The following is a 26,373-nucleotide window of genomic DNA, read 5'->3' on the forward strand; positions in this document are numbered from 1 at the left end:
TATCTCTCCTGTCCTTGTTGCTTATTTTACGATAATACAATGTTACCAATTGCTTGTATCTGCACATTATTTGCAATTTCGTTAAATGAAAGTACATAAATATTTGGAAAAAATTGTTCTATAAGTCTATAAAAATAGGCTCTGACTACATTACTTGTTAATATAATTGGTGTCTGTGAAAGTTCATTAAATTTCTTCATTTGTTCACTAATCTGTCCAATTAATTTTTGCATCAATTCTGGACTCATTGAAATGTAAATTCCTTGTTCACCTTTTGTTAAACCAGCAATAATCGCTTTTTCAACTTCTGCATCTAATGTAATTACTTTCATTTGTCCACCTTCACAGAATTTTCTTGTAATAGTACGTTTTAATGCAATACGTATATTTTCTGTAATGGTATCTAAATCTCTTGTTGTTGCAGAAGAGTCCACAATCGTTTCTAATATTGTTTCCATATCTTTTATTGGTACACCCTCTTTTAACAGATTAGACAATATTTTTTGAAATGTTCCATATGTTAGTACATTAGGAAATGTTTCCTCTATTAAATCTGGTGACACTTTTTTTGTATTTTCAATTAATTGCATTACTTCATTTCTTGTTAACAATTCATATGCGTGTTTTTTCACTGTTTCAGACAAATGTGTTAACATTACAGAAAGCGGGTCTATTACTGTATAACCATAGATTTCTGCCATTTCTTTATTTTCTGGAGTAATCCATTTACTTGGAATACCATACGACGGCTCTATTGTTTCAATACCATCAATTTCACCTGCTGGATTTGGTGGCTCTAAAGCTAAATAATAATCAATTAATATTTCGCCTTTTGCTATTTCTTCTCCCTTTATATTAATAACATATTGATTTGTATTTAAATTAGAACTATCTCTCAATCGAATGGAAGGAATAACAAATCCCATATCCTGTGCATATTGTCTTCTAAATATAACAATACGTTCTATCAATTTACCTCCACTTGACTCATCTACAAGAGGTATCAAGCTATAGCCTATTTCCATCTCAATAGGCTCTACATTTAACAAAGAATACACATTATTAATATCTTTATAAAATTCATTCTCGCTCATAGGTGCAGGTGCTTCTTCTTCTGGAGCTGTTCCTACTGTAGCACCACCAGGAGCAGTTAATGTAGCATCTGCTGCAATTAACGCTTTCATACGACTAGATGCTCTCCAACCAATTGCAAGCAATATAGCACCTACTACCATCAATGGAATATGAGGCATACCAGGCACTACAGAAACTGCTGCCATAATGCCGCCACCCATCATAAGTGCTTGTGGTTGTGCTAAAAATTGTGTTGCTACGTCATTATTTAAACTTCCATCTGAAACTGCTCTTGTTACTATCATACCAGTTGCGGTAGAAATCAAAAGTGCTGGTATCTGTGATACAAGACCATCGCCTATTGTTGCAATAGAATATACAGAAAGCACTTCACTAAATGTCATTGTAGACTGTACCATACCTATAATTGTACCAGCTATAAAGTTTGTTGCTGTTATGATAATAGACATAATAGCATCACCTTTTACAATTTTTGTAGCACCGTCCATAGAACCATAGAAATCTGCTTCCTTTTGTATTTTATACCTTCTAACACGTGACTCTTCTTCTGTTATTAAACCAGAACTTAAGTCTGCATCAATTGCCATTTGTTTACCAGGCATAGCGTCTAATGTAAATCTAGCAGCAACTTCAGCAACACGTTCAGCACCTTTTGTAATAACCAAAAATTGTACCAATACTATAATTAAGAATATAATAACACCAACAACAATATTCCCCTGTAATACAAATGTACCAAAGGCCTTTATGACTTCCCCTGCTGCACCTGCTTTTGTTAATATCAAACGTGTTGAGGATATATTTAAACCAATTCTAAACAACGTTGTAATTAAAAGCAATGAGGGAAATATGGAAAATTCCAGCGACTCTTTAATTTGCATGGAAATCAGCAATATAATCAAAGAAAGGGAAATATTTAATATAAACATCATATCCAACAGCCAAACAGGCAGTGGAATAATTAACAATAATACTATGATAATTACAAATATGGATACGATATAATTTAACGCATTTTTCATAGATTTCACCATTTTCCAATCAAAATGTTATATGTAAAAAATAAGTCTTTTTTTTATTACTTGTATTTTCTTATTTCTTTTTTCCCATTAAATCTTTACCTTCAAGTTTATAAACATACACAAGAATTTCAGCAACTGTACCATAAAATTCCTCTGGTATCATACCTGATACTTTTGTCATAGCATACAATGCCCTTGCTACAGGTTTATTTTCTACTACCTGAACACCATTTTCTTCTGCAATTTTTATAATCTTGAATGCAATCTTATCTTGTCCTTTTGCTACAACAATAGGTGCTGCGTCTTTTTCTCCATCATATTTTAACGCAACTGCAAAATGACTTGGATTTCTTAATACTACGTCTGCCGTTGGAACGGACTGCATCATTCTTGACATAGCCATTCTTCTTTGCAATTCTTTTATTTTTCCTTTAATTTGAGGATTTCCTTCTGTTTGTTTATACTCTTCTTTTACTTCTTGTTTTGACATCTTCAACTGCTTTTCATAATCCCACCATTGATAAAAATAGTCAAAGGCAGAAATTGCCACAAATGCAATACTTACTTTCATAACCAATTTTATTACACAATCTAAAACAAATGCAGTAGAAGAAATTAAATCTAATTTTAATGTTCTTTCAAAATTAATTAACTGCCCTATAAAAAAGTCATACATAATCCATATTAAAATAGTAATTTTTATTATTCCTTTTAATACTTCTACTAGACTTTTTGATGAAAATAATTTCTTAAATCCTTGTAAAGGACTTAACCTACTAAATTTTGGTTTTAATGCGTCTGTTGAAAATAAAAGTTTTGTTTGTGCTGCTGTTGCTACAACTGCCAAAAGTACAGCAATCATTAAAAGCGGTACACATACTTTTACAAACGTAATAATCATTTCTCTTGTCATATCTGACACAAATTCTGCTGTTACTTCCGTTTTTACCGAAGCATAGTTCATATATCTAATTAAAAATGTACTAATTGCTTCATACATACCCGGAAATAACAACTTTAAAGAAAAAAATGTACCAAGAAGCGATGCAACAACTACAACATCTTTACTCAAAAAGATATTACCCTTTTTTCGTTCATCTCGTCGCTTCTTGGGGGTGGCTTGTTCGGTTTTCTCATCTGCCGCCAATGTTGCTCCCCCCTTTATAGGCGTCTTTTTTCTATTTCTATATTACTTCAACAACTGAAGTATTTCTTTAAAACTATCTATTGTTTGTGGTATCAATCCCCTTATGAATTCCTCCATAGGTACAGACATCATTAATAATATTAATATTCCTATCAATACCTTTGCTTGTATATTGATAACAAACACATTGATTTGTGGTATTGTTTTCATCAGTATTCCTACACCCATTTCACAAATTAATTCTGCTGCTAATATAGGAAATGAAAGTTGTATTCCTGCAATAGTACATTGTATAAATATATCCCAAATCATTTGATAGGCTACCTGATTTAAAACAACCTCCCCATAAGGTATGACTTCAGAGGAGGTTAATATAGCATGTATTAATGCAATATGACCATTTAAAGCAAAAAATAACAACATATATAATATATTATAAAGTGTTGCACTCATTGAAATAGACGCATTACTTTGACTATCATATATTTTTGCCATAGATAAACCTAATTGCATATCAATAAATTCTCCAGCTAATATAATGATATATAAAAATAAACTAATGATAAATCCTGCAATATATCCTACTGCACATTCTTTTAACAACAATACAGCATATTCTACTATTGTATTAGGTGGCTCTATTGCACCATTATAAAAACTAGAAACAATTATTGTTAATGCCATAATCATACCAGCTTTTACTGCTGCTGGTATGTTCCTTCTTCCTAATATAGGATTGAACAATATCATACCTGACATTCTCATTAATACTAGTGTAAAAAACATAAAACGATTTGGCTCTAACACAATATGAAACCTCGCCTTTTATAATAACATCATTCGAAACAACTCATAAGTATAATCTTGCAATGTTTCCAGCATCCAACTACCACTGAATAAACATAATGCTATAATTATTATGAGTTTAGGCACAAATGTAATCGTTTGTTCATGAATTTGTGTTGCTGCTTGTATAATGGAAATTAATATTCCCAAAAACATACTTAATAACAATATAGGTGCTGCAAGTTTTACACCAACAACAAGAGCAGACTGCATGACAGACATTACTTCTGAATTTGTCATAAATTTCTCCTCCTTCACTAATTAAAACTATAAACAAGAGTCGAAAATAACAAATGCCACCCATCTACAGTCACAAAAAGCAATATTTTAAAAGGTAATGATATTGTTGCTGGTGGCAACATAATCATACCCATAGACATTAATGTACTTGATACCACTATATCTATTAATAAAAATGGTATAAATAACAAAAATCCCATTACAAATGCTCTTGACAATTCACTTGTCATAAATGCTGGTATTACAACTCGCATAGGCAAATCCATTACCTGCTGTTCCATTGTTTGCGGATACTGAATATCTGCAAAATCCAAAAACAAATTTAATGAATCTGGTTTTGTATTCTCTAACATAAACCTTTTTATTGGTATACTTGCTCTTTCTAATGCCTCTACTTGAGAAATTTCTTCATTTTTATATGGCACATATGCCGTTTCATTTACCTCATCTACAACAGGTGTCATAATAAACAATGTCATAAATAACGCAAGCCCTATTAATACAGAGTTTGGCGGTGTGCCCTGCAATCCAATGGCATTTCTCAAAAAAGAAAGCACAATAAGAATTCTCGTAAAGGCAGTTATCAGCATCAATATAGACGGTAATAACGAAATCACTGTCAACAAAAACAATATTTCTAATGTTTGAACACTGTTACCATTGACATTGATGAGTGCATCTGTCATGTTAAACACCTCTAAAACTGTCAGCTATTATTTCTTCTTTTTTGTTCTCCATTTTTCAAACATCATATTTTGAAATAATTTACTGCCGTTTTCTATATCATATTCTTTTTTTTCAATAATTATATCTTCTTCAGAAAGTTCTGCTAAACATACCATATTTGTTGCAGTATTTCCTATCAGAAAATATCTTTCATTCACTTGTATAATATCAATAGAGCGGTCTGTTCCCACAACCGCTCTGTCCAGCAATTTTATGCCTTTTGCCCTACTGTCTGTTTTGAAGGAGCTTTTTGCAACCAATTTACTAAACAAATAACTTAAATACACTATCAATATTATTACTACTACAAGAGTTGCCAACATAGGCAATGTTTGTGTTATGATAGCACTCAGTCCTCTCTTGCATTAACCAACAATTGTGGTTACTGTTTTTAAAACTCTATCAGGTTTGAATGGTTTTACAATAAAGTCTTTTGCTCCAGATTTAATTGCTTCAATAACCATTGCTTCTTGACCCATTGCAGAACACATTACAATATTTGCATCAGCATGCTTGCCCTTAATAGCTTTCAATGCTTCTAAACCATCCATATTAGGCATTGTAATATCCATAATTACTAAATCTGGTTGTACTTCTTCATATTTCTCTACTGCCTGCACTCCATCTGCTGCCTCATATAAATCTGTGTAACCATTTTTAGTTAATACGTCCTTTACCATCATTCTCATAAAAGCTGCATCATCAACTAACAAAATCTTAGCCATTTTACCATACCTTTCTTCACTATAAGCATTTTTTTATTTTTTATAATTTATCTGTTGTATAATAAAAATTACTTTATTTTTTATACAACAATTCTTACTTTTTGTTATTTTCCAAGACCTTTTATCAAATCTTGCTTTTTAATAATTTCAGTTATACGAATACCAAAATTATCATTTACTACTACTACATCACCTTTAGCTATACATTGACCATTTACATATAAATCAACTTGGTCACCTGCCAATTTATCTAATACAACAAGAGAACCTTGTGACAACTCTAATATCTCTTTTACTAGTTTTTTTGTTCTACCAATTTCAACAGAAACTTCTAAAGGTACACCAAGTATCATATTTAGATTTTCTTTTTGTTCCTCTCCCATGTTTTCCTTTGTTGCTTTTAAATTATCTACTGGTAAAGGTTGCACATTAATCACCTTCGGTTCCATTGATTGTTGTGGCATTTGTGGTTGTTGTGTTCCTCCCATCATTTGCTGCATCATATCTGGTGCTGCTGCTTGCATTTGTGGTTGCATCATTTGTGGCATTGGTTGTGGCTGAGGAATTGGTTGTGGTTGTGGTACTGGTGCTGGTTGTGGTGTTGGCTCACTTGTTGCACTACCTAGCAATTTTTCAATTTCTTCCTGCGACATATTACCACCACTACTTGATGTACTTGCTGCTGGTGTTGGCTCTGGTTCACTCGCCGTATTGCCTAGCAACTTCTCAATTTCCTCTTGTGACATATTACCGCCACTACTTGATGTACTTGCTGCTGGTGTTGGCTCTGGTTCACTCGCCGTATTGCCTAGCAACTTCTCAATTTCTTCTTGTGACATATTACCGCCACTACTCTCTGTAGTTGCCGCTGGTGTTGGCTCTGGTTCCGGTTCTGTTTCATTGCCCATTTCGTCCATTGGTACTCCAAAAGCAGAAACTAATTTTTTAGCCAATTTAACAGGCATCATATTCATAAATTCGCTCTCAACATAATCCTCAATTTTTAGGTCAAAGCTAATAACAACTTTTTCTTGTTCACCGCCAAAACAATCATCTTTAAATCCTTGAATATCCTCAATAGAAAATGCTTCTGGTGTTGAAATATCTACTACTTCTCCTAAAAATTCAGAAAGTGCTGTAGCTGATGCCCCCATCATCATATTCATAACTTCACAAATTGCACTTAAATTTAATTCATTTAATTCAAATTCCTCATCTGGAATTTCTGTCATCATTAAAATCTCTACTATAGATTTTACATCTTTTCTTTTTAAAAGCATTACATTTGTGCCTTCTAAACCGGCCACATATGTAATTTGCACTCCAATAGCAGGTTCTAAATTTGTAAACTTAAATTCTTCAGCAGTAAGAACTTGTACTCTAGGTGTTGTAATATCAACTCTTTTACTAAGCATTGTAGATACTGCCGTTGCTGACGCTCCTAAACTTATATTCAGTATTTCACCTATGGCGTCTATCTCTAATGGACTAAAACGATTTGAACTCATTTCTTTTCTCGCTCCTTCAATAAATCATTTATTCTTCATATATTCCGCTGATTTTTACCGCCATGTTCTTATTTTGAACACCAAGTTTTCCTTTAAACCATGGCTGGTCTTCAATATAGAGATAGATTTCAGAATCTTTTGGTTTGTTTAGATTGATAACATCTCCAACATGTAAATTATATATATCATTCAAATTTACTTGGGCTTGACCAAGCTCTGCCTTTATTTCTAGCGTAGAGCTCTTAATGCACTCCATAATTTCTTCTGCTGTATCTTCAATGTTACCTTTTCTACCTGCATTACTACTTCTATTATCAATTAAATTAAATACAACACTTAAAACCGTTTCAGGAATACAAATATTCATTCGTCCTGTTACTTTGCCTACCGTAATATCTAAAACTACAATAGCTATAGTTTCGTCCATACTTACTGTTTGCATCATATTACCATTTCTTTCTATTTTTTGTATATCAAATGATACATCATCTAAATAGTTCAGCCAGCCATCTCTCATAATGCGTATAAAATGTGAAATGATATCTCGATACAATGCTAACTCTAAATCTGTATACTTATAATCAAGAGATATGTTAGGCACTTCTTCTCCAGAAGCTCCCAACATTCTATCAATCATTAACAACATAACTTCTGCATTTGTAAATACAACGGTTGGTACTTCTTCTATCTCCTCTGCCCCTTTTGGTAAATGGACGTTTACTAATGTCAATATGTCATTTTCTCTCAAGGCATTACTAAATTCATAATACCTTTGTTCCTCTACACTGACAATCTCCACCTGACTATTCATACGAAGCAAACCATTTACTCTAGCATTTAATAGTCTAGCATAGTTTTCATAAATATTACTTAATATTTTTAGTTTATCTTTTGTAAATTTCTTAGGACTATAAAAATCATATTTTCGATACTTTTTCTCTGGGGTAGTTTCTTTCTTTTCTTCTTCAAAGCCTCCACTTGCCATAGAACTTAGCAGTGCATCTATTTGGCTTTGAGATAAAGCTTCCGCCATTTACCTTCCCCCCTCTCCTTATTATAATTATTTTATTGTTGTGTATTTTGTGCAGCTTCTTGTTGACTATCTAAAATTGTTTCTACTTTTATACTCTCTGACTCCGCGTAATACTCTTCTAAACTTCTTTCTACATCATCTGTTTTTGTAATTAGTATTTCAACACGTCTATTTCTTGCTCTTTCTTCTGCTGTGTCAAATTTACTGATTGGTCGAAATTGACCATATCCAGAAGCTACTAATTTTGTAGGATCAATAAAATTCTTTTGTTGCAAATATAGTAATACCTCTGTTGCCCTATTTGATGATAAAAATCTATCACTTACTGGCTCATTTGGTACATTTGGACTTGCTTGAGATGTATGCCCCAAAACAGATATTTCTTTAATATTATCTGTAATGCTATTTAAAGCTCCAGCTAATATATCCAATGTATCTTTTCCTTCTTGTTTTAATACATAACTATCTCCATCAAAAAATATGTTGTTACGAAATGTAATAAACGCAAATCCATCGCCTTTTGAAACTTCTATATCATTTTGCAAATTATTTTGTTCTATGTACTGCGACAATGTATAAAATAATTCATCAAAGTCATCTATTTGTTCTGGTTGTTCAGAAGATATCAGAGGATCTTCTCCTGGTTGTTCGTTAGAGTCAATGACAATTTGAGAAATTTCTGCTGCACTTGGATTAAAAGCTTTTACCAAAATTTCAAATTTTTCTTTATTAATATCTGACATAGAATATAATAATACAAAAAAACACAGCAATAGCGTTACCATGTCGCCATAAGTATCCATCCAATTGGCTCCTCCGCCTCCGCTACTTTTTTTCCTCCTGCCCATTATAACACCTGACCTCTAATTAATCTATTTAAAATTGATTTATTTTTTTATTTTCCTTCATTTTCTATATTCTATCATTCTCCGCCTTCCGCAGACGCTGCTTCTCTTTGTCCTTGTGGCAAGAAAGAAATTAATTTCTCTTTTAAAAATTTGGGATTTTCACCCGCTTGTATAGATAATACTCCTTCAATAATAATCGTTTTACATAATTCTTCTTCAGAATGTCTTATTCTTAATTTTGTTGCAATAGGATTAAATATCAAGTTCGCTAATATACAACCATAAAATGTTGTTACCAAAGCAACAGACATACTTGCACCTAAACTTCCTGCACCACTACTATCTTCTAAATTCATACTTTTTAACATATTAATCAAACCAACCAATGTACCAATCATACCAAACGCTGGTGCTGTTGTTGATGCTTTTTCATACATTCCAACAACTTCATCATGTCTTGCTACTAAATTATCCAAGTCATTATTAAGCATTTCTTTTACTCTATCTGCATCTGTTGCATCTACAATTAGCATCAAGCCTTGTTTAAAAAATGGGTCATCTATTTGGTTCGCTTTTTCTTCCAAAGCTAAAAGTCCATTTTTTCTAGCAATTTGTGCAAAATCTACCAATGTATCAATATATTCCATTGGGTCAAATTTTTTGCCATCTAACATAATTTTTAAATGTTTTGGTATTGCTTTTAAGTGTTTTGAAGAATAATTTGCAACAACAGCTGCAATAGTACCCCCTATAACGATAATTGCACTAGGAGGGTCTGCAAAATTTCCAAGATTACCTATAACATATTTAACGCCTTCACTTGTGTCAAGAGCAATACCATTAATAATAAATGCAATACCAACTAGTATACCAATAATTGTTGTTAAGTCCATAACACGCCTCCGCTAATTTCTCCATTACCACAACAAATTTTCTTCACCATTATGCTCTATACTCATTTTTTGATGCCATTCATATATCTTTGCATTATAATCAATAATCTTTTGTACAATTTCTTCAGCACTTTCCCTTACTACGTAATAATCCTTATTCATCATAATAATTTTACTTTCTGGAATTAATTCAATTCTCTCAATTTGTCCACAGTTAATAATAAATGGTTCTTTATTTAATTTTGTCAGCTTAATCAAAATAAGCCCCCCTCTTTTTATATTTATAATTTAGCCAGAGCGGGAATTTTCCCACTCTAGCTCATTATATTATTATCGTTTCATATTAACCAGTTCTTCCAGCATTTGATCTGTTACTGTGATAATTCTTGTATTTGCTTGGAAACCTCTTTGTGTTGTAATCATTTCTGCAAATTCATTTGCAATGTCTACATTGGCCATTTCCAAACAAGCTGTTTGCAATCTTCCTGTATTTCCTTCTCCAGGTTGGAATGCTTCTACTACACCAGTATTGTTTCCTATATTATAATAAGAATTTACATCAGCTTCCAAAGCACCAGGATTAGGAACATTTGCTACTGCAATAATACCTAATGCAAATGTTTCTCCGCTTGGCATTTTTGCTGTAACTACACCACTTTTATCAATGGAAATAGCAACTTTTGGAACTTCTCCTTCTTCTCCACCATTAACGCCGCCACCGCCTGCATTATCACCTTGTATTTCTGGTACTTTTAATGGTACTAGATTTGTTTGATCTATTGCTGCCCCATCTGGCAATGGAAATGTAGTTCCCTCTGGATAGGAAAAACCATATACTACATAACCATTTCTATCCACCAGATATCCATCTTCATCTTTATCAAAAGCACCTACTCTTGTTAATTTCAAAGCACTAATATCTAACTGTTCTCCATCTTCTGCTGCTCCCTGCTTTGGATTAACACCTTTTGTATCTTCTGGCAATTTAGTACCTACCAAAAAGAAACCTTGACCAATAATCATACAATCAGAAGCTTTTCCTGTTGCTGCTGGTGTACTCGTTTCAAAAAGTTTATCAATTGTTGATAAGCTACAACCATAACCTACTTGTGCTGCATTTGTACCACCAAAGGAGTCTGAACCTCCTGCTGCGTGTGATGTTGTTGTATACATAGCTTCATGAAATGTTGCACGAGATGCTTTATAACCATATGTGTTACAGTTTGATATATTATTGCCTATAACGTCCATTTTTGATTGATGTGTTTTTAAACCTGCTACTGCAGCATACATTGATCTAACCATTTATTATTTCCTCCTAAAATTTTGCTGTCATTGAGAGCAGACAGTCTATCTGCTCTCTTAGCCTCCATAAAATGGTCCAGCTTATAGTATAACAGCACTATCTATTTTTGTAAAAATATTATTTTTCATTTCAGCTCCACTTAATGTTGTTACAACGATATTATTGGGAACATTTACAATAAATACTTCTTTAGGGCCTATTATTACAACATCTTTTGCTCCTTTTTGTTTCGCTTTCGCTACTGCATCATTTAAATCATTCATAAGAGTTGTTGTTACTTCTATGCCCCTTTGGTCAATTCTTTCTTTGGCATGTTTTGAAAATTGTACCTCTTGCTTTTGTTGTATCGTTTCTTGCAAAAGTTGTTCAAAACCTATTCCTCTTTGACCTGCCTGTATTTTTTGTAGTTCGGAGCCTCTAATTCCATTTACTACTTGATTATTATTTACATTTTGAACCATACAACATTCCCCTTATCCTGTTCCTCTAAGTTTATGCCTCTGGTTTGACTTCTTCTGTGTTGTCTGTAGTATCGTCTTTGTCTATACTTTCATCTTTGTCTATGCCTTCGTCTTTGTCTACATCTCCATCTACGCCTTCATTTTTATCATTACCTTCATTTTCTATAAATTCTTCTGGAATTTTACCAACAGCCATAATTTGTGACAAACTATATGCTTTTCCATCTACAAAAACAACAGTTTCTCCTTGATATAATCCAGTTCCTGTAATTAAACCAACTTTTGTTTCTAATTCTCCCTTTGAATTTTCTACTGCAAGTGTAACTTCCTTTCCTACCAATGATGCAGAATAGTTTGTAACTGCAATATCATTCATATTTTCAATAGCTGATTTTAATTCTGACATTGTTTGTATAGATGACATTTGTGATAATTGCTGCATCATTTCTGAGTTACTCATTGGATTTGTCATATCTTGATTTTGCAACTGTGCTGCAATCAACTTTAAAAAATCTGTTGAGTCTAATGTTGTTTTACTATATGTGCCCGCTTTTCTAAAAGCATCTTCTGCTCTTTGATTATAAGCAGCACTTATATTATCTATTGCCATAGCAATTCCTCCTTTTTCATTATACTGCATTCCATAATCCTAATCTCATTTGTTGTATGAAATCTATAGATTGCTCTGCCTGCATTCTTTGTTGATGTTGTTTTTGCTGTTCTTCTTTTTGTCTTGCAAATCCATCACCTTTTGCTTCTCTATTTTGGTCTTGTGCTTGCATTTCTTTTTTGTCAACTACTTCAACATTTGTTTCATTTCCTGTATTTTGTTCTATAATAGAACTAATTTCTCTTGCTTTTTCTGCAAGCAGGCTACTTGTTTTTGCATTTTCAGCAAACATTGATATATGTGCCTGACCATTTTCCATAACTAATTTAATTACTATTTTACCTAGCTCTTTTGGCATAAGCTGTATTTCAAATTCATTTTCATGCTGTGCAAATTTTGCTAACATTTTATCAGATACTTTTTGTGCTACTTCTCCACCTGAAATTTGAGCATTTTCTCCTACTTTAATATTGATAACATCATCAGAAAATGTTTTTCTATTTGTAGTAGGAATTTCTTCTTCAAAAATGTTTGTTTCCTCTTCTGAAGTGTTTGTTTGTGCTGTATTTGTATTTGTTTCAGCTGTAGTTGCCTGTTCTGTTTTTACTACAACAGTTTCTTCTGTTGCTTTTGCGGTTTCCACTTTTGCATCTGTTTTTACAGCTTCTGTCTGCTGTTTTTGTTCTTGTTTTGGTTGTACTTCAACAGCTTTTTCTACTTCTACCTCTTTTGGAGCTTCTTTTACAACAGCTTCTTCTGTTTGTACAGTTGTTTGTTGTACTACTTGTTCTGCTCCCTTTTCATTTCCTTGTTGTATTACATTTCCTTCTACTGCTGTCTGTTGTGTTATATCAGCGTTTACTTCAGTTGTTGCCTGTAATACTTCTGTTTGTGCTACAGGGGATAGTATAGCACCATTTTCTGTTTGATTTTCTACTGGTACAATATTCGTGTTTACTGTTGCTACAAACATAGCTAAATCTACTTGTTGTATCATATTGCCCTTTGTTTGTTCTACATCTTTACTATCTGTTTCTTCCCCTTGCTGTTTCTCTGGCTTTGTAACATCTTCTTTTTCTTTGATACTATCTTCTTTATTTTTGGTATCTTTTGAAGATGTATCTTTTTTAGCGTTTGTTTTGGTAGCATTATTATCATTGGCTGTTTTTTGTGTTTGGGCTGTCTGCTGCATGAAACCATAAAATGCTTCATTTTTGTAGTCAGAACCCTTTGCTTTTGCTGCTGATACTTGCCCCTGCATTGTCACAAAGTCATTTAATTTTACGCTTGTATCCACAACGTCACCTCCTTAAAATAATAAAATATTTATAGTAAATTCTTTTTAGAATTACTACCAAAATTATTTTGTTGCAATACGATTAAATGAAACAAATTCTTCTACTAATGCTTCTTCTGCCTTTTGTTCTTCTTTATGATATATTTCTAATTTTTTTTCTTTCAATTTTTCTAATGATGAAGTATCCTGTTTTGCTGCAACAACTTCCATTCTCTTATTTTCTTCTTCCACTTTTATTAATGCTAATTTCTTTTCTTCTTGTTTTATAGATACTTCTAATTTTCTCAAATATGCTTCAAAACCTATAGACTCTATTATTGTAATGCCTTCCATTTTTTTCTGGTTAAAATCGTTATTACACTTTTTATATTCTTCTTCTAAGTTATGTATTACTTTTTCTTGTTCATTAATTCTAGCTAATATTTTTGCGTGTTCATTTTTTAAAGAGTCTAAAACTTGATTTTTATAACTTAATACGGTTCCTAATGTAAAATTAAATTTTTTCATAATACCATTACATTCCTCTCCTCAAATCACTTTAGAATTTTTTCCATTTGCTCTACTACTTCATCATATGAAAATTTATCTGTTGTGCTCTGCTTTAAAAAATTATTTATTTTATCTATTTTTGAAATAGCATAATCTACTTGTGCATTTGTACCAGCTTTATATGCACCAATAGAAATCAAGTCAGCATTTTTATCATACACACTCATAATATCTCTCATTTTTGAATTTAATTCTTTATGTTTTGGTGAAACAATACTACTCATTAAACGAGATATACTTGCATTAACATCTATTGCAGGAAAATGATTACTATTTGCTAGTTTTCTTGTTAATACAATATGTCCATCTAATATACCCCTTACTGTATCAGCAATAGGTTCATTTGTATCATCGCCTTCTACCAAGACAGTATAAACTCCTGTAATAGAACCTTTTTTAAAATTGCCGCTTCTTTCCAATAATTTAGGTAGCTCTGCATAAATTGAAGGAGTATATCCTCTTGCTACAGGAGGTTCTCCTACAGCAAGTCCAATTTCTCTTTGTGCCATAGCAAAACGTGTCAGCGAGTCCATCATTAAAAGTACATCATTTCCTTGGTCTTTAAAATACTCTGCTATTGTTGTTGCTACTAAAGGACATTTCATTCTTAGCATAGCAGGCTGGTCACTCGTGGCAATAATAAGTACAGAACGCTTCATACCTTCTTCGCCTAAATCTCTTTCCATAAATTCTACAACTTCTCTACCACGTTCCCCTACTAAAGCGATAACGTTAATATCTGCTTTCACATTTTTTGCTATCATGCCTAATAATGTACTTTTTCCAACACCACTACCTGCAAATATTCCAATCCTTTGTCCTTTTCCTATTGTTAATGTTCCATCAATGGCTTTTACTCCAAATTCTATTTTCTCTGTAATAGGTGGTCTTTCTAACGGATTTATGTAAGAACTCTCTACTGTATAATATTCTTCTGCTTTAAAAGCCCCTTTTCCGTCTATAGGATTTCCCATAGCATCTATTGCTCTACCTCTCAAAAAATCACCAACAGGTATTTTTAATCTTTGTTTCGTATTTCTTACAAAGCTTCCTACTGCAATACCACTCATATTATCATAGGGCATCAAAAATATTTTTTCATCTTTAAACCCTACAATTTCTGCTGGTATCTGTTTATTACTTCCTTCATTATATATCAGGCTAATATCACCCATACTTGCTTTTCCACCAGAGGCTTCTATGCCCATACCAACAATATTTTCAATTTTGCCTATATGACTGATTGTTTCAGACTCTAATACCAAACTAGCCATATTTTTAAACATATCCACCCCTCCTATTACTTATTTTAAATTTTGTTTGCTCAACAGTCAACCTTAATTCTACATCTTCTTTCTATTGTAATAAAAATTTAAAATAAATATAGAGGCTTTCCGTCTAATTTGGTAAAGCCCCTATTCAAATATTATTTCTTTTTTGTAAAGCTTATGCTTTTCAACATAAACACCGGGACAAAACCTTACTACCTATTATTTTTTTCATAACTACAAATTGTCCAAAAACAATCATTATTTGACTTACAGTGGTGCACTATTTAATATTTCTTTAATATTTACCATTTGTGTGCTCGCACTTGCGTCTATAATTTCATCTGGTAATTCTATAATACATGTTCCAGGTGCTTCGTTTTCCATTACAACAATTTTAACATGGTCAGATAGATGTGCCAAATGTTGGAGTAATGCAGAATCTCCTTCTACCATCAACTCTGCGTCACATCTAGCAATATATACTTTTGCCCATTCTCGTGTTTTTAATTTTTCTGTAGCAGAAATCACCATTCTTTCAATAACTTCTTCACTAGATTTTAAACTAACTTGAATTACTTTTTCTGCTACAGCTATTGCTACATCTTTTAACTGATTACGATATTTTTGAAGCATTTCTTCTTTCATTTGTTCTACATTTTCTATGACTAATTTAATATCTTCTAGAGCTTCTTTACTCATTTTATCATACTGCATTTTACAATCTACTTCTGCTTGTTGTCTACCTTGTATCATTCCCTCTTCATAACCAGATTGTTGTGCTGCTACTTTTAGCTTTTCTGCTTCTTTTTCTGCTTGTGTTAGTACTTCTTCTGCTTCTTCTTTTGCCTTTTGCAGTAATTCTTCAGCTTTTACAGCAGCTTCTTGCTCAATTTTTTTTGCTTTTTGCTTACTTTGTTCAATTTCTTGTTCTGCTCTTATTCTTTCCTCTAGAAATTCTTGCTCAAATTCTTGTCTAGCATCAAATTCATTTTCTTCTGTTTCTTCTTCAGATTTTTCTAAAATATCATTTTTCTTTTCTTCTTCTAAAGTTTCTTCTTTTGGTTTCTTTTTTTCCTCTTTTAATTGTGGTAAATCATCTAATATTCTGATTTTTTTTTTGATTTCTTGTTCTTCTTTTTCTCTATCGGCTTTATTACTAGGTATATAATCCATTATTTCATGATTATCATAGAACTTAAAGATATTACTACGCAATAATATCATCCCTTCCGCCTTTCATAATGACAATTTCACCCTGTTCTTCCAGTTTTCTGATAATACCAACAATTCTTTGTTGTGCATCTTCAACATCTTTTTTACGAACATTTGTTGTAATTTCAAGGTCGGATTTAATAGACTCAGCCATACGAGAAGACATATTTGCAAATATCATACTCTTTACTTCTTCATTTGCACCCTTCAATGCAAATACAATGTCTTTGCTGTCACAATCACGTACAAAACGTTGTATAGAACGATTGTCCATTGTTGTAATATCTTCGAATACAAACATTCTCTTTCTGATTTCTTCCGCCAATTCAGCATCTCTTTCAGAAAGACCATCAAATATACTCTTTTCACTGCTTCTGTCCATATTGTTCATTACTTCAGCAATATAATCAATACCACCCACTTGTTTATAATCTGTTGTGAGCATATTAGCAAATTTCTTCTCTAATTCTTTTTCTACAATTTTTATAATATCTGGTGCTACACTACTCATAGTTGCAATACTATGTACTACTTGTAGCCTTTTTTCATCACTTAAATTTTCAATTACCTGTGAGGACAATGTAGAATCTACATATGCCAGTATAAGGGCAATTGTTTGTGGTCTTTCTTGCGATAATATTGTTACCAAGTTTGGACCGTCTGTTTTTCTAATAAATGAAAACGCCCTTGTTTTTAACTGTTTAGAAACCCTTTCTAATAAGCCATGTGCTACAGACTCACCAAATGCTTTTTCTAATACTGTTTTTGCATATTCTAATCCACCATCTGTTACGACTTTTTGTGTTAAACACATTTTATAAAATTCGTCCAGAACTTCCTCAATTTCTTCAGGTGTCAAATGTTGTAGCTTTGCTACTTCTACAGTTAATTTTTCTAAATCTTCCTCGCTAAGGTGTTTATATATTTGAGATGCCTTATCTACTCCCAGAGAAACAACAACAGCCGCTGCCTTCTGCTCTGGCGATAAAGCTCGCTTATCTTGCTTTCCTTGTTTTTCTTGCTTTTCTTGCTTTTCCTCAGGCATTGTCTTCGCCTCCCCTTAGCCAAGATTTAATCAACTGTGCTGATATTTCAGGATTGTCTTCTGCAAATTTACGAATATTTTCTTTTAATTCCATACTTTTTTCATTTTGTATGCGAAGCAATTCCTTAGATGCCTTTTCATCTTCTGACTCTTGTGTTACTTCTGTTGCTGGTGGTACTACTACTGTTTCTGTTAATTGTACTTCAGCAAGTGCTGCTTCTTGTGCTTTTTTCTTTTTCCTTCTTAACAAGAATACTAAAAGTATCAAAAGCAATACCAATACTGCTGCTGCAATTGCTCCAATTAACAACCATCTGCTAAACTGTCCTGTTGTATCTACTGGTTGTGTAGTATCCATAAAGAACGTTGCACTTGCTAGAGCAATTTTTGTATTTTTATCTATATCATTGATACCTGCTGCTCTTGCAATCATATCTCTCAATTCATTTCTTGAGAGGTCACCAAAATCTGTGCCATTGATAACTACAGATACACTTAAATCTTCTAAACTACCTGTATCCATTTGTACTTGTTCTTTAATCTGGTCTACCAAATAATTTATATCTTGCTGGTTTCTAAGATAATTTTCTGTTCCTGTTGTTTCTAAGTTTTGTACTCCATAAATAGGTATTTCTGCATTTGTTTCTGTTCCAGGTATTCCTCCTACTGCTTCACCATCTGGTCTTTGCAATTCTTGGTCTATTGATACATTTCCTGGTATTCCAACTTTATCCTCTTCATTAGGAGGTGCAGAATAGTTTATAATCTCTCTTATTCTCTTATCAATATCAACTGTTGCTTTTACAGATACTTTAACATTACCTTCCCCATAAACTGGTTTTAAAATATCTAATATTTTGTTTTTAATACTATTTTCAATCGCTCTTTCTACGTCCATTTTCAGTTGGGAAGAAAGGCTTCTATCTCCATTTGTATCCCTTACTGTAACATCATTTCCATTACCATCAATTACTGTAATATTTTCAAATTTTATTCTAGATACACTAGTAGAAATTAATCTTTGTATACCTTCTACTTGTGCTGTTGTTGGTGTTGTACCATCTTTCATTGTTACTGTAACACTAGCACTTGCATCTATTGTTGGTGTATTTCCAATAACGTATTTTCTTTCTTCTGCTGGTGTAATTGTAACTACTGCCTCTTTCACTCCATCAAAAGCACGTATTGTTGCAGCCAATCTATCCTGCAAATAGAATTTTTCATAGTTTTGTCTATCTGCATCTGTCGTCATCATACTAATATTTGTTGTATATGTATCATAAGAAAAACCACTCTTTGGATAGCCTGCCATTATCAACTGTGCACGTAATTGGTTTTCTTGGCTTTCTGGTACTAATATTGTTCCTCCAGCTCTATATTTATAGTTCACACTTGCGTCATTTAATATTGTGACAATCTCTGCTGCTTCTGTTTCATTCACATCTTGAAAAAGCACAACATAAGGTCTTGTATTCAAATAAAACGCAAGCCCTGCAGAACCAATTAAAAGCAAAATAATCCCTGCAATAATAAGCCTTTTTGCTTTGGTATTCAATTTTTTAATCGTTTCTTTTATTTTAGTCCATATGGCTTTTAATTTTGTAACGTCCAATTTAAACCCCTCTTGACTTTCTTATATTCGTCTTACACTAAGCAGTTCTCACCATTTTTTAACAGCAAGAATTTTAAAAAAATTTTCTTTGTATATATTCTGAAAAATAATTTTAAACCCCTTAAAACTTTTTTATTATAATGCTTCTATACCACAAAATCTTGCTACCTAAAAAATAGAAGAATTTTTTTAACAAACCTATGTTTTGCTTCCTTATCTATATTTTATACTAAAATTATATTTTTTACAAATTAAGAGATTTTTACAAATTAATACGCATAATTTCATTATATGCTTCTAATGCTTTATTTCTCAACTGAACCAAAAGATCCACAGAAAGCTGTGCTTTTGCTCCTGCAATAGGTTCTGTATGTGCATCATCTGTCTGTCCTGTTGCTAGCATATATTTTGCTTTTTGATATTCATCTTCTGTTGTAATAACATCATTAATTGCATTTTGAAATACATCTGCAAATACAGTTTGTCCTACAAGAGTATTTGCACCTTGTCCTACTTCCGAATTTACTTTCTGTGTTGTACCAAATCCTTCTCCAAACTGCATCAACTGTATTGGGTCTATAAACACAACATATCCCTCCAAAATCTATTTATTATCACTATATACAAAAATGATGCAGTTTAGTTTTTATTGTAACCATAAGAAGTCTAAAACAGAAAATAAGTATATAAAGCACACTTATATACTACAATCTACTATTTTGAACAACACTATACTGCAAAATTTTTTTCCAAATAATATTTATGATACTACTTGTAATATTATCTTCCTATTTCTAAGGCTTTTGATGCCATTGCTTTTATTGCATTAAATGCAGTTAAATTTGCATCATATCCTCTGGATGCAGACATACCATCTATTGTTTCTTTTACTAAATCAATATTTGGCATCATAACATAACCATCTATATCTGCATCTGGGTGCAATGGGTCATACACTGGTTTAAAATCTCTATCATCTTCTACTATCTCAGAAACACGTACTCCTCCTGCTGCCCCAATACTACCTATTTTTTGGCCATTTCTTCCTCTTACACCACGAGCAGCTCCATTTAATACCTCTTGAAAACTTCTATCTTTTACTGTTTCAAAAACAACCATTTTTCTTTTATAAGGGCCACCATCTTCTGTTCTTGTTGTTTTTAAATTTGAAATATTTTCTGATACTACATCTAATCTCATTCTTTCTGCTGTCATACCAGAAGCACTAATATTTAATGCACTCAAAAATGCCATAACTAATCACCTCATTTTTATTATTATTGTCCTCTAATCGCAGTACGCAATCTTGTATAATCAAAATTAAAAGACTGTATTAAATACTGATACTGAAGCGTAGCTCTTGCCAGCTCTGCACTCTCTGCTGTAACATCTACATTGTTACCGTCCATTCTCATAAATTCATCATCTGTATCATGAACAGTCATTTTTGTATTTTTAATTGCCTCTCTCAAATCTTTATACGACCTATTTTTATCCCCTGTTAGCCTTAATCTTCTGTCTAATTCATCTTCAAACGTTAAATATTCTGCTTTAAAATTAGGTGTATTTTGATTTGCAATATTATTCATTGTAATCTTTTGTTTCTGCCACAAATAATTCAACGATTTTTCTGTCATCATTCCAGCATTTCCTAGTATAAAATCCAAACTTATCACCTCAATTTTTATGTATCATTATACAATTTGTTTTACAACTACATTTATGTCTTTTTCAATGATTATTATTATATGATAAAACCATATAAAAATCAACACATAAGCTTCTATTTCAACAAAAAAAATAATAATAAAATTACTATATTACCATTCATGCTATAAATTTCTTATATTTTTACTATTTTATAACAGTATGTATTATTATTTTTTATTTATTTTCTACAAAAAATGACATAAATATATTTACATAAATTTCTAAATTATAGAAATTTTCTCTATATTTTTCTCTATTAAATTTACATAACAAAATATTTTCCATTAATTTCATTATCCTTTATGTAAATTTTTTAACAAAATTTTTATAAATAAGTTCTAATTTTTACTATTGTTTTTATGCAAAAAGTATAACATATTGTATGTATTATTTTGCATTTATACTACATATTGTAATTTACTTTTTTTAATTTTTAATAAATTCTTTACATTTATTTTATCGCTTTTTTTATCTACTCCATTATATTCTGCTGTCCCTAAAAATAGCACACTATTTTTTAAAATAAAAAAGACTTATATACTACTATATTCATAGTATATAAGCCTTTTTCTTTATTACTCACTATAAGATACTATGGCAACAGAGCAATCTCCTTGTTTTGCCTTTTCTAATACAGCCTCTACCAGTGCTTTGAAATTTTTTCCAGAACTTGTCGCACCACTAATTGCATCAATATCAGAAGATTGTTTTTCTAAAAGTTGTGCTCCATATTGTCTTGTATAACGGTTTGGATAAATGCCTTTTGCAGGGTTCATCACTCTCATATATGCAATATCCCAAGATTTTATAAATCCTGTAGGTGTGGTTGCATTATATTCTACAGTTATAATTTTGCCATTACTTACACAAACAGTTATAAACTCTTGCCAACCATGCCCTTTATCATACCCGTCCATATGTGCCGTATAATAGCCATCTTTTAATTCTTGCTCTTTTACACAACTACTTAAAGAAAACAGCATGACTACTGTCAGCAAAACTATTTTTATTTTTTTCATCATACTATCTCTCCCCTTATTTCATATTTTCCCCTTTTATTTGAAATCTTTCTACCATTTTCTGCAGTGTTACTGCTTGTTGTGTTAACTCATCAATAGAACTTGCACTTGCTTTACTTACTGTCAAATTCTTTGATGCCATATTTGATATTGTTTCAATAGCATATGCTACATTTTCTAATGCAATCATTTCACTTTCTACAGAAACTAAAAGTTTATCTGTAATATCTGAAATTTCTTGAGATATTGACGCAATATCATTCATTGAAACAGATGTTTCATCTGCTATTTTTACTCCTGTATTAATTGCTGTACTAGAATTTTTAATAATCTCTGCTGTATATTTTGCAAAGTCAGAGCTCTTTCCTGCCAAACTTCTTACTTCATCTGCTACTACTGCAAAGCCTTTTCCCGCTTCTCCTGCTCTTGCTGCTTCTATAGAAGCATTAATTGCTAATATATTTGTTTGGAATGCTATATCTTCCATAAATTTCGTAGTTTTACTAATTTCTTCTTCACTTGTTCTAATGTCTTCCATTGCCTTCAGAAGTGATTTCATATGATTTATTCCTTCTTTTAGCTTTTGTTCTACTTTTATAGTTAATTCTTTTGTTTCTTTTGCATTTTCATCTACTGCTACAATGCTATCTGAAATTTCATTTGACTCTTGTATCAATTTTTCAATAGAGCCTGACTGTTCTTCACTTGCATTTTCTACTTCTCTAGCATCATTTGAAACGCCTAATGCTGCACTAGAAAGCATATTTGCTGCTTCTTTGAGCTGTCCTATCATCTCATTCAAAAAATCTATAATGTTATTTGTGGACTCTTTTAATATTACAAAATCTCCCACAAATTCCTTTTCTACTTCCACATTCAAATTTTCCTGTGATACAGACATCAGTACATCTCTTAATTCTACGATATACTCTCTCATATCTTTTACACTATATTCTAATGCCACAGACAGGTCTTCTGCTTCATCTCCTGTTTGCAATATTTCTACGGGACTTGTTATATCTCCCTCTGCTAATTTTTGTATTCTCTCTTTTACATTACCAATAGAACCTGATATTTTATTTGATATCAAAGTTGCTATAATTGCTACTACTAAACAGCTTATTATTGCCACTATAATATTTGTTATATTAACACGACGTGCTATTATAGTAAACTCTTCTTGAGGTGCAAATATGACCATATACCAATTTGCTCCCCTCACTGGAGTATAACAAACAAATTCATCTTCTCCGTTTATTGATACTTCTTTTATATTTGTTTCCCCTGTATATACCTTTTGAAATAAATCCATTATTTCTTGATTTCCTGAATATATTTGGGATATATTCGTTTTCTCTTTTATAATATCTGTATTAGGGTGTGCCATTATTACACCATTTTTATTCACTATTACAGCATAGCCTTTAGAACCAATTTGTAAATTACTTAACACATCATTTAATATATCATATTTATAACTACCTACTACATAATACGAAGTATCTCCTTGCCCTTGTATTGGTGTACCTATTACAATTTGAAGTTGATTATCTGCATATTCTACATCACTTACTACTAGATTTCCTGTTTCTTTCATTCCTTTAAATAATTCTGTATTTGATAAATCTTTTGGGCTATTTTCTGCACCACAATAAAATTTACCATCACTTGTATATAACGAAAGCCACACAAATTCTATACCTGCACTAAAATCTGTCAAAACTTGCTGCTTTTGTTCTAATGTTGTATATTCACTACATAATATTTCATTATCTGAAACAGTAAAAATACGGTCAGCAAGCATATGCAAATTCCCTTCTACTGTTTGGGAAGAAATTCTTGTTAAAGGTTTTAATAGCCTTTCTGTTAATGAATGTGTTAATGTATGAATACCATATGTCATTATTACTCCCATAAAAACAGTTACACAAAGCACTCCTATTATTGATATAGACATAATTTTTGTTTTTATACTTCTTTTTCGTACTTTCTTTTCTATTTCCAACTCTAACTCCCCTTTCTTTCCCACAACTATAATAGCAGCAGTGCAGAATATACTATTTCCACACTGCTACATCATTACATTTTTTTAATATTTGCTATCAAAATTTTGTTCTTGTTCTTCTTCAAAATTATATTCTGTAGTATCATAATCAATAGGTTTATATATTACAGTATCTTCCATTACTGTAGAACCTTTTAATTTAAACTGTGAAATTAATGACTTTAACATCTCTGACTGACTTGAAAGCTGTTCACTTGCTGCTGCACTTTGCTGTGCTGTTGCAGAGTTTGTTTGTATTACTGCAGATATTTGTTCCATACCTAAAGTTACTTGATTAATTGCAGAAGACTGGTCACTTGATGCAACAGAAATTTTATTGATAATATTTGCTACCTCCTGAACGCCTTCTACCACTTCATTTAATGATTCTGCTGTCTGATTTGCAATTTCTTCACCATTTTTCACCGCTTTAATAGAATTTTCAATCAGCATTGCTGTGTTTTTAGATGCCTCTGCACTTCTACCTGCCAATGTCCTTACTTCATCTGCTACTACTGCAAAGCCTTTTCCTGCTGCTCCTGCTCTTGCCGCTTCTACTGCTGCGTTTAATGCAAGTATATTTGTTTGAAATGCAATATCTTCTATTGTTTTAATTATTTTTCCAATCTCACTGGAAGAATTACTAATATCTTCCATTGCTTGTAACATATTTTTCATTCTGTTACTACTTTCAGATGCTTCGCTTTCCACTTGGTTCGCTTTTTGATTTGCTTGATTTGCATTTTCTGCATTTTGAGATACTTGATTTGATATTTCTGTAATTGTTGCAGACAATTCTTCTACAGAACTTGCTTGTTCTGTTGTACCTTGTGAAAGTGCTTGAGCACCACTTGAAACTTGAGATGCACCACTAGAAACTTGTACAGAAGACTCTGCTACTGTTTGCAATGTATCAGAAATTTTATCCACAAATTTCATTACAGAACTTTCTATACTTGAAAAATCGCCCTTAAACGGCTCTTTTGCTCTTTCAATTTTAAAATCGCCTTCTGACATTCTATGCATTATATCATCAATTTGAGTAATATATTCTGCTAATGTTGATACGGAAGAACGAACACTATCTGCCATTTCTCCAAATTCATCTTTTGACTCATATTCTACTGTAGTATGTACATTTCCTTTTGACATTTCATCCATTGCATACAATACTTGATTTAATGGTGTTAATATCAGTACACTTAACATTTTTATCATAATCATAGAAATGATAATACTTAATATCAATATGACAACAATTGCTAGATAAGCCCTTGTTGCTATTACATTGGACTCGTCTACTTGTTTCTGTATCATATCCTCCTGTGCATTAACAATAGTGACTAAACCACTCTCTGCTTGACTTAAAGCAGTTTCAAATTCATTTTTATATATTGCATATGCTTGGTTATTTAATTCTTCATCATCTGAAGCAAGCAAAGAAGACATTTGTTGTTCTGAATTTGCCATTTGTTTTAAAGCATTTTCTAATCCAGAAAACAAACTGACATCAATAGAAGCATTTTGTTTATACAAAGAAATTATATTATTCAAATTTGTTGTATCTTCATTTACTTCTTGTAATTGTTGTGAAATTAAATTTAAATCACTTTCTATTAAAGCCCTCAACATATTTATTTGTACTTTTTCTAACTGTGTTTGTATTTGTTGAGAATATTTCGTATTTGGTACAGCCTTTTGTGCAAATATATTAACCTGATTATTAATATGCCTAATACTAATAAAAGCAGTAATTCCTAATACAAGCGTTGCCAATATAATTACTGCAAGACTAATCAACAACTTCATCTTTAATCTCAAATTTTTCATAAAATAAATCCTCCAAGTTTAGTTTTAATATAAATTACTCCCTTCATTCTTTACTGCCTCGATTATATTTCCTCCCTTAATTTATAAAAATTTTTTATTTATTTTTTCTGTATTTGATTTTACATAGATAGACAAAACCCCTTTATATAAAATATTTCTTATTTTTATTTTTATGTTAATACTATTACTGCCATTTTATATTAATACCTATTTTAATATAACACCTTATGACAGCATAGTCAATGATATGCAACAATGTAAAACACATTTTAACGAAAAAAGCGATGCCATTTTTTAGACACCGCCGTGGAAAAGAATACAGAC

General features: G+C 31.9%; 27 protein-coding genes. All 27 read right to left on the minus strand.

The window, feature by feature from the left end; translation table 11 throughout:
• Positions 1 to 26 precede the first annotated feature (26 nt).
• Complete coding sequence (flhA, locus tag C820_RS02740) at positions 27 to 2,117, minus strand: flagellar biosynthesis protein FlhA (RefSeq protein ID WP_051057751.1); 2,091 nt, start codon at positions 2,115 to 2,117, stop codon at positions 27 to 29.
• Positions 2,118 to 2,187: 70 nt separating this feature from the next.
• Positions 2,188 to 3,264 (minus strand): flagellar biosynthesis protein FlhB, encoded by a 1,077-nt coding sequence (gene flhB / locus C820_RS02745; protein WP_004035530.1) that lies wholly within the window; start codon positions 3,262 to 3,264, stop codon positions 2,188 to 2,190.
• Between the two features lie 42 nt (positions 3,265 to 3,306).
• Entirely contained in the window at positions 3,307 to 4,071 is a 765-nt protein-coding gene (locus C820_RS02750) for a flagellar biosynthetic protein FliR (protein ID WP_004035528.1), read from the minus strand.
• Between the two features lie 18 nt (positions 4,072 to 4,089).
• Entirely contained in the window at positions 4,090 to 4,350 is a 261-nt protein-coding gene (fliQ, locus tag C820_RS02755; protein WP_004035526.1) for a flagellar biosynthesis protein FliQ, read from the minus strand.
• A 17-nt stretch (positions 4,351 to 4,367) separates the two neighbouring features.
• The gene (fliP, locus tag C820_RS02760; protein WP_004035524.1) at positions 4,368 to 5,036 is read right to left on the minus strand and encodes a flagellar type III secretion system pore protein FliP; all 669 of its coding nucleotides are present in this window, start codon (positions 5,034 to 5,036) and stop codon (positions 4,368 to 4,370) included.
• A gap of 27 nt (positions 5,037 to 5,063) precedes the next feature.
• Positions 5,064 to 5,363, minus strand: a complete 300-nt coding sequence (locus tag C820_RS02765) for a flagellar biosynthetic protein FliO (RefSeq protein WP_242824491.1) — start codon at positions 5,361 to 5,363, stop codon at positions 5,064 to 5,066.
• A 78-nt stretch (positions 5,364 to 5,441) separates the two neighbouring features.
• The gene (locus C820_RS02770) at positions 5,442 to 5,801 is read right to left on the minus strand and encodes a response regulator (protein WP_004035514.1); all 360 of its coding nucleotides are present in this window, start codon (positions 5,799 to 5,801) and stop codon (positions 5,442 to 5,444) included.
• Positions 5,802 to 5,905: 104 nt separating this feature from the next.
• Complete coding sequence (fliN, locus tag C820_RS02775) at positions 5,906 to 7,309, minus strand: flagellar motor switch protein FliN (protein ID WP_251855621.1); 1,404 nt, start codon at positions 7,307 to 7,309, stop codon at positions 5,906 to 5,908.
• Between the two features lie 28 nt (positions 7,310 to 7,337).
• Positions 7,338 to 8,342 (minus strand): flagellar motor switch protein FliM, encoded by a 1,005-nt coding sequence (locus C820_RS02780; RefSeq protein WP_004035510.1) that lies wholly within the window; start codon positions 8,340 to 8,342, stop codon positions 7,338 to 7,340.
• Between the two features lie 32 nt (positions 8,343 to 8,374).
• Positions 8,375 to 9,190: an OmpA/MotB family protein gene (locus C820_RS02785; protein WP_004035509.1), complete on the minus strand. Its 816-nt coding sequence runs from the start codon at positions 9,188 to 9,190 to the stop codon at positions 8,375 to 8,377.
• Positions 9,191 to 9,264: 74 nt separating this feature from the next.
• Complete coding sequence (locus C820_RS02790) at positions 9,265 to 10,083, minus strand: motility protein A (protein ID WP_004035507.1); 819 nt, start codon at positions 10,081 to 10,083, stop codon at positions 9,265 to 9,267.
• A 24-nt stretch (positions 10,084 to 10,107) separates the two neighbouring features.
• The gene (locus tag C820_RS02795; RefSeq protein ID WP_004035506.1) at positions 10,108 to 10,341 is read right to left on the minus strand and encodes a flagellar FlbD family protein; all 234 of its coding nucleotides are present in this window, start codon (positions 10,339 to 10,341) and stop codon (positions 10,108 to 10,110) included.
• A gap of 72 nt (positions 10,342 to 10,413) precedes the next feature.
• Positions 10,414 to 11,388: a flagellar hook-basal body complex protein gene (locus tag C820_RS02800; RefSeq protein ID WP_004035504.1), complete on the minus strand. Its 975-nt coding sequence runs from the start codon at positions 11,386 to 11,388 to the stop codon at positions 10,414 to 10,416.
• Between the two features lie 81 nt (positions 11,389 to 11,469).
• Positions 11,470 to 11,850 (minus strand): TIGR02530 family flagellar biosynthesis protein, encoded by a 381-nt coding sequence (locus C820_RS02805; RefSeq protein WP_004035500.1) that lies wholly within the window; start codon positions 11,848 to 11,850, stop codon positions 11,470 to 11,472.
• 31 nt (positions 11,851 to 11,881) lie between these two features.
• On the minus strand, positions 11,882 to 12,460 hold the full coding sequence (locus C820_RS02810; protein ID WP_162213053.1) for a flagellar hook assembly protein FlgD: 579 nt from the start codon (positions 12,458 to 12,460) through the stop codon (positions 11,882 to 11,884).
• 19 nt (positions 12,461 to 12,479) lie between these two features.
• Entirely contained in the window at positions 12,480 to 13,757 is a 1,278-nt protein-coding gene (locus C820_RS02815; RefSeq protein ID WP_004035498.1) for a flagellar hook-length control protein FliK, read from the minus strand.
• 63 nt (positions 13,758 to 13,820) lie between these two features.
• Entirely contained in the window at positions 13,821 to 14,264 is a 444-nt protein-coding gene (fliJ, locus tag C820_RS02820) for a flagellar export protein FliJ (protein WP_004035497.1), read from the minus strand.
• A gap of 26 nt (positions 14,265 to 14,290) precedes the next feature.
• On the minus strand, positions 14,291 to 15,592 hold the full coding sequence (fliI, locus tag C820_RS02825) for a flagellar protein export ATPase FliI (protein ID WP_004035496.1): 1,302 nt from the start codon (positions 15,590 to 15,592) through the stop codon (positions 14,291 to 14,293).
• A 252-nt stretch (positions 15,593 to 15,844) separates the two neighbouring features.
• Positions 15,845 to 16,801, minus strand: coding sequence for a FliH/SctL family protein (locus C820_RS02830; protein WP_004035494.1), 957 nt, complete (start codon positions 16,799 to 16,801; stop codon positions 15,845 to 15,847).
• Positions 16,785 to 17,834, minus strand: coding sequence for a flagellar motor switch protein FliG (fliG, locus tag C820_RS02835; protein WP_004035492.1), 1,050 nt, complete (start codon positions 17,832 to 17,834; stop codon positions 16,785 to 16,787). The genes C820_RS02830 and fliG overlap by 17 nt, the downstream gene beginning before the upstream one ends.
• The gene (gene fliF / locus C820_RS02840; protein WP_004035490.1) at positions 17,827 to 19,446 is read right to left on the minus strand and encodes a flagellar basal-body MS-ring/collar protein FliF; all 1,620 of its coding nucleotides are present in this window, start codon (positions 19,444 to 19,446) and stop codon (positions 17,827 to 17,829) included. The genes fliG and fliF overlap by 8 nt, the downstream gene beginning before the upstream one ends.
• 262 nt (positions 19,447 to 19,708) lie before the next feature.
• Positions 19,709 to 20,032 (minus strand): flagellar hook-basal body complex protein FliE, encoded by a 324-nt coding sequence (fliE, locus tag C820_RS02845; protein WP_004035488.1) that lies wholly within the window; start codon positions 20,030 to 20,032, stop codon positions 19,709 to 19,711.
• Positions 20,033 to 20,226: 194 nt separating this feature from the next.
• Positions 20,227 to 20,700 (minus strand): flagellar basal body rod protein FlgC, encoded by a 474-nt coding sequence (flgC, locus tag C820_RS02850; protein ID WP_004035486.1) that lies wholly within the window; start codon positions 20,698 to 20,700, stop codon positions 20,227 to 20,229.
• Between the two features lie 23 nt (positions 20,701 to 20,723).
• Positions 20,724 to 21,113, minus strand: a complete 390-nt coding sequence (gene flgB, locus C820_RS02855; protein WP_004035484.1) for a flagellar basal body rod protein FlgB — start codon at positions 21,111 to 21,113, stop codon at positions 20,724 to 20,726.
• 618 nt (positions 21,114 to 21,731) lie between these two features.
• Complete coding sequence (locus tag C820_RS02860) at positions 21,732 to 22,178, minus strand: FMN-binding protein (protein ID WP_004035480.1); 447 nt, start codon at positions 22,176 to 22,178, stop codon at positions 21,732 to 21,734.
• A gap of 13 nt (positions 22,179 to 22,191) precedes the next feature.
• Positions 22,192 to 24,180, minus strand: a complete 1,989-nt coding sequence (locus C820_RS02865) for a methyl-accepting chemotaxis protein (protein WP_004035478.1) — start codon at positions 24,178 to 24,180, stop codon at positions 22,192 to 22,194.
• A gap of 84 nt (positions 24,181 to 24,264) precedes the next feature.
• Positions 24,265 to 26,049 (minus strand): methyl-accepting chemotaxis protein, encoded by a 1,785-nt coding sequence (locus C820_RS02870; protein ID WP_004035477.1) that lies wholly within the window; start codon positions 26,047 to 26,049, stop codon positions 24,265 to 24,267.
• Positions 26,050 to 26,373: the final 324 nt, after the last annotated feature.

It is taken from the genome of Clostridium sp. MD294, assembly GCF_000364165.2.
GTDB lineage: Bacteria > Bacillota > Clostridia > Lachnospirales > Anaerotignaceae > Coprocola.